This window comes from Clostridioides sp. ZZV15-6598 (assembly GCF_020657705.1).
GTDB lineage: Bacteria > Bacillota > Clostridia > Peptostreptococcales > Peptostreptococcaceae > Clostridioides > Clostridioides difficile_F.
In genome coordinates this window covers 1-428 of sequence record NZ_JAGWCS010000332.1, presented here as the reverse complement: position 1 = coordinate 428, position 428 = coordinate 1, and the positions used below count along the sequence as shown (strand labels likewise).

Sequence of the window (428 nt, the reverse complement as noted above, 5' to 3'; positions counted from 1 at the left end):
AATATAGATATGGTAGTTTGTGTAGGTGATTTAGTAGGATATGGAACAAGACCAAACGAAGTTATAAAAAAGATAAGAGATAATAGAATAATTACTATAATGGGCAATTATGATGATGCAATAGGAAATTATAGGTTGATATGTGGATGTGATTATCCAGACCCAAAAGATGCTGAAAAAGCAGGTTTAAGTATGAGTTTTACCATGCAAGAAACTACAGATAATAATAAATCTTATCTAAGGAATTTACCAAAAGAGGTAATTATATCTCTTAATGAAAAAACTATAAAATTTGTTCATGGAAGTACTAGGATGATTAATGAATATTTAAAAGAGAATTCTTTAGAAGCTGACGAAATTATGAGTGAAATATCTGAGGATATATTAATTTGTGGCCATACTCATGTACCATATTTTAAATACTATGG

At 28.3% G+C, this 428-nt stretch carries 1 protein-coding gene; it reads left to right on the top strand.

Features of this window, described 5'->3' with window-relative positions; all coding sequences use genetic code 11:
- Window positions 1-428: metallophosphoesterase family protein (locus KGF50_RS21890; RefSeq protein WP_227849997.1), on the top strand; the 428-nt coding region annotated here is incomplete at both ends.